The organism is Paenibacillus forsythiae T98 (assembly GCF_000520735.1).
GTDB classification, from domain to species: Bacteria; Bacillota; Bacilli; order Paenibacillales; family Paenibacillaceae; genus Paenibacillus_AQ; species Paenibacillus_AQ forsythiae.
Map to the genome: position 1 here is coordinate 1 of NZ_ASSC01000789.1, position 403 is coordinate 403.

Annotated in this window: 1 pseudogene; it reads right to left on the reverse strand. The window is 61.3% G+C overall.

Annotated elements, in window-relative coordinates:
* Positions 1 to 403 (reverse strand): annotated as a pseudogene (locus tag L692_RS30080) (excinuclease ABC subunit B); the annotation flags it as partial.

Genomic DNA, 403 nt, shown 5'->3' on the forward strand with positions numbered 1-403 from the left:
CCGCTGCCCCAGCCGCTGGGCTTCCAGCAGCTTGCCGGCGTCGCGCAGTACGGCCAGGCGTTCTTCCAGTTCCCGCTGGATGTTGACCAGAGCAACGCGCATCGTCTCTTCCTGCGTAACAAAGTGGGACGCCGGAAAGATGGCGACATGCTCCCGCTCCCCGATCAGTTCCCCTGTCAGCACGTCGATCTCGGTAATCCGCTCGATCTCGTCGCCGAACAGTTCGACGCGGATCGCATGCTCCCCTTGCGAGGCGGGGAAGATCTCGATCACATCGCCGCGCACACGGAACGTTCCCCGCACGAAATTGATGTCGTTGCGCTGATACTGGATATCCACCAGCCGGCTTAAAATTTGGTTCCGTGGCTTCTCCATCCCTACCCGCAGCGATAGCAGCAGGCTG